Raw genomic sequence first — 7,303 nt, forward strand, 5'->3', positions numbered from 1 at the left:
GGTCACCGTTGAGGTGACCGGGGCCCTGTCTTCTTCGTCCGTGGTGCCGCCTATCGCAGCTCCGCCGGCTCCGTGCGGTCCCTGTCCACCTTCTCGGTCCGCACCAGCTCGCCCCACACGATGTAGCGGTACTTCGACGTGTAGACGGGCGTGCACGTGGTGAGCGTGATGTAGCGGCCGGCCTTCTTCACGCCCGACCCCTCGGGCACCGGGGCGATGGCGGCGACGTTGAACTTCGACGTCTCCGGCAGTTCCGCGAAGACCTTGTAGATGTACCAGGTGTCCTTGGTCTCGAAGACGACCGCGTCACCCTTCTTCACCTTGTCGATGTTGTGGAACTTGGCGCCGTGCCCGTCCCTGTGCGCGGCGAGCGCGAAGTTGCCCTGTGCGTCAGAGGGGAGGGCCGACTTCACCGGGTCCGTGTAGTAGCCGGCGATGCCGTTGTTGAGCGTCTCGGTGTCGGTGCCCTTCTTGACCAGCACCTCGCCGTTCTTCATGGCGGGGACGTGGAGGAAGCCGATGCCGTCCCTCGTGTCCAGGGCCCCCGGACCGCCCGCCCAGCGGTCACGGACGGTGTTGCCCTGCTTGTCGGCCTCACGGTCGGCAAGCACATTGGTCCACCACAGCGAATAGACGACGAACAGGCCCAGCACCAGCCCGGCGGTGATCAGCAGTTCGCCGAAGACACTCACCGCCGTGGCGACGGGATGGCGGCTCCTGCGTCGCACCGGGGCCTCCGGTTCGTCGGTGCGCTCTTCGTGCTCGGTCCTCGCTGCCACCGCACCCGTCCCTGTCGTGATGATGTTCAGCCGACGAGCGCGTCGGGCTTCCCCTTGCTACGCGGCCGTTCGTCGACCATTTTGCCCCACACGATCATTCGGTACGTACTCGTGAATTCCGGCGTGCACGTCGTCAGCGTGATGTACCTGCCCGGCCCGGTGAAACCGGAACCCGGGGGCACTTCGTCGATCACGGCCACATTGGACGGCGACGTCTGCGGAAGGATGCTGGTCATCTCGTACGTGTAGTAGGCGTCCTGCGTCTCGACCACGATCGGATCGCCCGGCTTCAGCTTGTTGATGTAGCGGAAGGGCTCACCGTGGGTGTTGCGGTGACCCGCCACCGCGAAGTTCCCCTGCTCCTCCGAAGGCATCGCGGTCTTCAGCTTGCCCTCGCCGTAGTGACCGATCATGCCGCGGTCGAGGACCTTCTCCTTGCTGATGCCCTCGGCGATCGGCGCGACCACGTCCAGCTTGGGGATGTGCATGATCGCGAATCCCTGACCGGGTTCGAAGACACCCGGGCTGCGCTCGCCGCTCGCCCAGTCGTCCTGGATCTTGTTCGTCTCCCGGCCGGCGATCTGGTCGGCGCGGATGTTGGTCCACCACAGCTGGTACGTGACGAACAGGAGCATCAGCACACCGAAGGTGATGAACACTTCGCCGACGACCCGGCTGGCGACGACGGCGGGGCTGTCCTTGGCCGCACGGGCCGCGCGCCGCGCCTCCAGCCGTGACATCGGAGCCGCGGGCTCGGCCGCCTCAGTCTCTGCTTCCTCGGCACGCCGGGGTTCGCCCCGCCGCCTTCCGCGTCCCTTGGCCGCCCGCCTGCGCTCCGCCCGGCCGCCCGTCGGCTGCGGTTCGGGGGCGGGTTCCGAGGTTCCGGATCCGGTCGGCTGCGACGCGCGCCGCGTATCGGCGGTCCGCAGGGCGACGGTCTCGTCGTTCAGGACCGGACCGGCCTCGTCGACGGGTCGCACGGGCCCCGGGCCGGGTGCGGCCGGCATCGGAGCAGGCTCAGGTGCTGACGGCACCGGGGCAGCCATTCCCGACACGGGATCGGGAATCACCGCCGTCCCCTGGACGGTGGCCGACACGGGGCCTGCTCCCGGCCCCTGATGCCCGTACCAGTCCCTCTGATACCCCTCCGGGTCGTACCACTCGCCCTGGGGCTCCACAGGCCCCTGAGCCGCCGCCTGAGGCGTCTGCCGTGCCTCCGGGTCGGCCTGGGCGGCCTCTGCCCGGAACCAGGGCGAGGTGTGCTGCCCCGGCAGCGGATCGTTCAGCGGATCCGCGAGCTGCTCCACCGCCGCCTCGAACGTGCCATCGGGCTCGTACGCTCCCTGCGCGTACGGGCCTTCCTGGCCGGCGGGAGGGCGGAGTGAGGTCACGCGGCGGCCTTGCCCACCACCGGGGCGAGCCCCGCCGATCTCGCGACAGCGCCCTCGTCACCGCACCGCTCCAGCCAGTTGGCGAGCATGAGGTGGCCGTGCTCCGTGAGCACCGATTCGGGGTGGAACTGCACACCCTCCACCGCTTGTTCGCGGTGGCGCAGCCCCATGATGATGCCGTCCGCGGTGCGTGCGGTGACCTCGAGCACGGACGGAATCGTCGCCGGCTCCGCGGCGAGCGAGTGGTAACGCGTCGCGGTGAAGGGGGACGGCAGACCGGCGAACACGCCCTTCCCCTCGTGCAGTACGGGGGAGGTCTTGCCGTGCAGCAGCTCCGGGGCCCGGTCCACCACGCCGCCGTACGCGACGGCCATCGACTGCATCCCCAGGCAGACTCCGAACACCGGAACCCCGCTCCGCGCGCAGTGGTGCACCATCTCGATGCAGACACCCGCCTGCTCGGGTGTGCCGGGTCCGGGCGACAGCAGGACCCCGTCGAAGCCGTCGTCGGCGTGGGCCGTGGTCACCGCGTCGTTCCGCACCACTTCGCACTCGGCGCCGAGTTGGTAGAGGTACTGGACGATGTTGAAGACAAAGCTGTCGTAGTTGTCGACGACAAGAATGCGTGCGCTCACTGACCGGCTCCCGCTCCGCTGGTGCCTTCGCCGTCCACCGTCACATCGCCGAACGGGAGCAGCGGCTCCGCCCAGGGGAAGACGTACTGGAAGAGTGCGTAGACAACGGCCAGGGCCAGCACGAGCGAGATGAAGCCCCGCACCCATGCGTTGCCCGGCAGGTGCCGCCAGATCCAGCCGTACATGCTGTTGCCTCCATTCGGTACGGCACCAGACTAAACGGCCGGGGCACGGACGTGGGTCAGCTGTGGAAAGCCGCCCGTCGGGCGTGCGTCACAGTCCTGCGCGTAGGCCCTCGGAGGCCCACCGCCCGGGGTCTTCCGCGGGCTACTTGACAGGCTGTGCGTAGTGGAGATCGACGGTGCCCGAATAGCCGGGAAGCGTCAGCTTGTCATCCTCTTCGACCTTCCATCCCAGCCCGTACGCCTTTACGTACAGCTGGTAGTTCTGGATCGCCGTGGAGTCGTTGAGCGCCTGCCTGAGCTTCCCCCGGTCACCGACGGCCGTGACCTTGTACGGAGGCGAGTAGACCCGCCCCTGGAGGATCAGCGTGTTGCCGACGCAGCGCACGGCGCTGGTCGAGATCAGCCGCTGGTCCATCACCTGGATCCCGCGGGCCCCGCCCTCCCAGAGGGCGTTGACGACGGCCTGCAGGTCCTGCTGGTGGATGACCAGGTCGTTGGGCTGCGGCTCGGGATATCCGGGGTTGGCGGTGGCGTTGGGCGGGGCGTCGTTCAGCGTGACGGAGAGCGCCTCACCGCTGACCTCCGTGGTGCCCGCGGCCTTCTCCAGCGCGTCGAGCTCGGCGTCCTCGGCGCGGGTGCTCCCGTCGTCGCGCCGGGCGAGGGTGTCGATGTCCGCGCGCACGGAAGCGGTGGATTCGTCCAGTTCCGCGTTCTTCTCGCTGCGCTGCTGAATGAGGTCGGAGAGCTTCAGCAGGGAGGAGTCGGTGCGGATATCGGTCCCCTTGGCCGCGTTCGCGCTGGTGACGAAGATCAGTCCGGCCAGCGCGAAAACGGCAGCGGTGAGGCCCTGGACCGGCCATCGGGACATGCGCCGGGCCGGGCCTCGAGGGGAGTCGGCAGAATTGCTCAACGTACCCTTATCTCCTTAGGCGCCACGGAAGCACTACGCTAACGGACGCCCCGGGGAGGCAGCATTCCCCCTCGCGCCCCGGCGCCAGCCACAGATCCCTGCGCGGTCACGCAGCGCATCGACAGGAGAGTCCCTCGTGCCGAAGTCACGTATCCGCAAGAAGGCAGACTTCACGCCTCCGCCGGCGAAGCAGACGACGAGCATAAAGCTGAGCAACCGCAGTTGGGTGGCGCCGGTGATGCTGGCGCTCTTCCTGGTCGGTCTGGCCTGGATCGTGGTCTTCTACGTCACCGAGGGCGATCTGCCGATCGACGCTCTCGGAAACTGGAACATCGTCGTGGGCTTCGGCTTCATCGCAGGCGGCTTCGGCGTCTCCACACAGTGGAAGTAGCTCTGCCCTGAAGTTACCCACAGAGTTATCCACAGGTAGGGGAAAAGGTCAGACGATCTGTGGATAACTTCCCTCGAGGTTGACGCCGGTGTGACTACACACTCACGCATCGCGGGAGAGTACGCCCCTTGTCCTGACTGGGAAAACCCAGTTCAGTGACAAGGGGCACACCTGTTCCCCACGTCATGCACAAGATCCGGCACACTCTGTGGACAACCGCACCTCCGGACCAGCGGATTCCGCTCAGGTGAGCGCAGCTGTCCTGACGAGGACCGCCACCACGACCACCGCGAGAACCGCCGCACAGGCGCCGTACTGCACGAGGTTCCGGCGCTCACGCGGCGCGTGCACCATGGCGATCGCGATCAGCGCACCGGCGACCAGCCCGCCCACATGCGCCTGCCAGGCGATCGCACCCCAGGGGTTGAAGGTGAAGATCAGGTTCACCACGAGGATCGCGATCACGGGCCGCATGTCGTAGTTCATACGGCGCATCAGTACGGCTGTGGCGCCCAGCAGGCCGAAGACGGCGCCGGAGGCACCGAGCGAGCCCTGCGCCGGGTCGGCGATCCAATAGGTGAGAGCACTGCCCGCGAGCCCGGAGAGCAGGTAGAGCGCGAGGTAGCGGGCACGGCCCAAAGCGGCTTCAAGAGGTCCGCCGAGCCACCACAGCCCCAGCATGTTGAAGGCGATGTGCCAGACCTCCTGGTGCAGGAACATCGACGTCACCAGGCGATACCACTGGCCCTCCGCCACGCCCTCGAGACCGGCGGCCGGATCGCCCGAGTAGGCACGGCCGAAGAGCAGCAGATCATCGACCAGCGGATACCCGGACTGCTTGGTGATCAGGACTGCGACGAAGACGGCGAGGTTGATGCCGAGCAGGATCTTGGTGACCAGTCTGGGGTCGGCGGCGACGCTGCCTCCCGCCAGGGTCCGCGGCCGGCTCACCGCGGGGTGGTGGCCCGTACCGGTCCCTTCGCGGACGCATTCCGGGCAGTGGAAGCCCACCGAGGCTTCGATCATGCAGTCCGTGCAGATCGGCCGCTCGCACCGCGTGCAGCGGATTCCCGTCTCCCTGCCCGGATGCCGGTAACACGTGAGTGGACCGCCCGCGGCCGCGGACCCGTCCTGGTCTTCCGGCGGCTGCTGATCCATCGGTCACGGCCCCTTCGGTCCTCTTCCGTGGAGGGGGCACACATGTGACCGCCCCGCTCGCCCGTTATGTAACAGTACGGATGAGCAGGGCGGTTGGTTCCCCACAGGGGCGGCGGCCCGTCAGGTCAGCGGCCACGAAGGCCGGGCGCCCCTCGGGTCATCGGGTCTCGATGACGACCGACTCGATCACCACGTCCTGGAGGGGACGGTCGGTACGCGGGTTGGTCGGAGCCGCGGCGATGGCGTCCACGACCTTCTTGCCCGCCTCGTCGGCGACCTCGCCGAAGATCGTGTGCTTGCCGGTCAGCCAGGCGGTGGGCGAAACGGTCACGAAGAACTGCGAACCGTTGGTGCCCGGCCCGGCGTTGGCCATAGCCAGCAGGTAGGGCTTGGTGAACGCGAGGTCGGGGTGGAATTCGTCGCCGAACTCGTAGCCGGGGCCACCCGTGCCGTTACCCAGCGGGTCGCCGCCCTGGATCATGAAACCGCTGATGACGCGATGGAAGACAGTCCCGTCGTACAGCTTGTCGGTGGACTTCCCGCCGGTCTCCGGGTTGGTCCACTCACGCTCGCCCTTGGCGAGCTCGACGAAATTCTTGACCGTCTTGGGGGCGTGGTTCGGCAGAAGCCGGATCGCGATGTCGCCCTGGTTGGTCTTCAAAGTGGCGTACAGCTGCTCGGCCACGATCTGCCTTCCGGTAAGTCTTCGCTGATGACCACCGATCCTCGCACGGGGCACCCTCTCCACAGCGCGGTCACGGCCCCAGGACGGGCGCACTCACCTTGTTGCCCGCTTTCCTGCACCTTTCCCACACTTCCCGAGCGCTTCCTCCGGGCTTCCCGCGGGCTTCCCGCGGGCTTCCCGCGGGAGAAGTGCGGCCAGGTGCCCGACGACACGGAGCGCCCCGACACGAACCGTGGCATCGTCGGCGACACGCTCCCCTTGCACCGCATTGCCCCAGAATGACGTTCATGACCCGGATGCCCGTCCCGCATGGCGCACAACGCCTCAGCGGGCATGATTTCGAATTGGGTGGATAGGCGGAGTACCTACCCGCCACCAAGGAGGAGGATCCCGTGACCCGCATCGACAGCGTGCGCGCCGCAACCTACTCGGCGAAGGACAGCGCGCAGCACGCCGCGGAAGTGGTGGCGCCCTACGCCGACACGGCCAAGGAACAAGCCGCGCACTACGCGCAGGAGGCTCGCGCACGGCTCGCGCCCAAGGTGTCGAAGGCAGCCGCGCAGGCCCGCGTCCAGTACGGCGCACATCTCGCACCACGCCTTGAACAAGCACTGACGCATGTGCCTCCCAAGGTCGACGAGGCCGCGCACAAGGCCGCCATCCGGACGCGCAGTGCCGCCCGCACCGCCGCGGACTACACCGTGCCGCGCGTCGAGTACGCGGTGGCGGCGAGCCGGCCCGTGGCCGAGGAGGCCACCGCCCGCAGCGCGGCCGCCCTGGCCGCTCTCCGCGGCCACGTGACGGCCAAGGAGATCCAGAAGCTCGTCAGGAAGCACGAGCGCCGGGCCAAGGCAGGGCGGGCGGCCAAGGGCTTGCTCGTGCTGGGCGCCCTGGCCGGCGGGGCCTTCGCCGCCTGGAAGTGGTGGGACAAGCAGGCCAACCCGGACTGGCTGGTCGAGCCCCCGGCCCCCACCGAGGTGGGCGACGAGCGCGGTCCACTGACTTCCGTCGACGGCAGTGGCCGGGCCGTGCTCGACCCGGAAGTCCGCGCCAAGCAGGACGAGGCCGAGTCCGGATCCGACCCGACGGACGGCACCGGCCGCGTCGATATTATATTACCCGGCCCACGCCGGAAGGTAGCCTGTTATTTGCGTGGGCAGTGCTAATGG

At 68.2% G+C, this 7,303-nt stretch carries 9 protein-coding genes; 2 read left to right on the forward strand and 7 right to left on the reverse strand.

Annotated features, from left to right (window positions below; translation table 11 throughout):
- Positions 1-50: 50 nt before the first annotated feature.
- From ACFWFI_RS38910 to ACFWFI_RS38930, 5 genes are all read right to left on the reverse strand, one after another.
- A complete protein-coding gene (locus ACFWFI_RS38910; protein ID WP_387400006.1) occupies positions 51-779 on the reverse strand; it encodes a class E sortase in 729 nt (242 codons plus the stop codon).
- Positions 780-805: 26 nt separating this feature from the next.
- Positions 806-2,170, reverse strand: coding sequence for a class E sortase (locus ACFWFI_RS38915; RefSeq protein WP_387400008.1), 1,365 nt, complete (start codon positions 2,168-2,170; stop codon positions 806-808).
- On the reverse strand, positions 2,167-2,805 hold the full coding sequence (locus ACFWFI_RS38920; RefSeq protein ID WP_387400010.1) for an aminodeoxychorismate/anthranilate synthase component II: 639 nt from the start codon (positions 2,803-2,805) through the stop codon (positions 2,167-2,169). Before ACFWFI_RS38920 ends, ACFWFI_RS38915 begins: the two co-directional genes overlap by 4 nt.
- On the reverse strand, positions 2,802-2,990 hold the full coding sequence (locus ACFWFI_RS38925; RefSeq protein ID WP_031090437.1) for a hypothetical protein: 189 nt from the start codon (positions 2,988-2,990) through the stop codon (positions 2,802-2,804). Before ACFWFI_RS38925 ends, ACFWFI_RS38920 begins: the two co-directional genes overlap by 4 nt.
- Before the next feature lie 142 nt (positions 2,991-3,132).
- On the reverse strand, positions 3,133-3,858 hold the full coding sequence (locus tag ACFWFI_RS38930; RefSeq protein WP_387400012.1) for a DUF881 domain-containing protein: 726 nt from the start codon (positions 3,856-3,858) through the stop codon (positions 3,133-3,135).
- A gap of 178 nt (positions 3,859-4,036) precedes the next feature.
- Between ACFWFI_RS38930 and crgA the strand changes: the two genes are divergently transcribed.
- On the forward strand, positions 4,037-4,291 hold the full coding sequence (gene crgA, locus ACFWFI_RS38935) for a cell division protein CrgA (protein WP_387400015.1): 255 nt from the start codon (positions 4,037-4,039) through the stop codon (positions 4,289-4,291).
- Between the two features lie 243 nt (positions 4,292-4,534).
- Here crgA and ACFWFI_RS38940 read toward each other — a convergent pair whose 3' ends face one another.
- Both ACFWFI_RS38940 and ACFWFI_RS38945 read right to left on the reverse strand, forming a co-directional pair.
- The gene (locus ACFWFI_RS38940) at positions 4,535-5,449 is read right to left on the reverse strand and encodes a rhomboid family intramembrane serine protease (protein ID WP_387400018.1); all 915 of its coding nucleotides are present in this window, start codon (positions 5,447-5,449) and stop codon (positions 4,535-4,537) included.
- 157 nt (positions 5,450-5,606) lie between these two features.
- Positions 5,607-6,134, reverse strand: coding sequence for a peptidylprolyl isomerase (locus tag ACFWFI_RS38945; RefSeq protein ID WP_387400020.1), 528 nt, complete (start codon positions 6,132-6,134; stop codon positions 5,607-5,609).
- Positions 6,135-6,526: 392 nt separating this feature from the next.
- Between ACFWFI_RS38945 and ACFWFI_RS38950 the strand changes: the two genes are divergently transcribed.
- Positions 6,527-7,300 (forward strand): DUF5324 family protein, encoded by a 774-nt coding sequence (locus tag ACFWFI_RS38950; protein WP_387400023.1) that lies wholly within the window; start codon positions 6,527-6,529, stop codon positions 7,298-7,300.
- Positions 7,301-7,303 lie beyond the last annotated feature (3 nt).

It is taken from the genome of Streptomyces sp. NPDC060209 (assembly GCF_042728155.1).
In the GTDB taxonomy this organism is placed as follows: Bacteria; Actinomycetota; Actinomycetes; order Streptomycetales; family Streptomycetaceae; genus Streptomyces.

Bases quoted from the DNA above. Each gene is read 5' to 3' on its own strand.
- ACFWFI_RS38930 (WP_387400012.1), bottom strand. From the start codon at position 3,858: ATGTCCCGATGGCCGGTCCAGGGCCTCACCGCTGCCGTTTTCGCGCTG.
- ACFWFI_RS38940 (WP_387400018.1), bottom strand. From the start codon at position 5,449: ATGGATCAGCAGCCGCCGGAAGACCAGGACGGGTCCGCGGCCGCGGGC.
- ACFWFI_RS38925 (WP_031090437.1), bottom strand. From the start codon at position 2,990: ATGTACGGCTGGATCTGGCGGCACCTGCCGGGCAACGCATGGGTGCGG.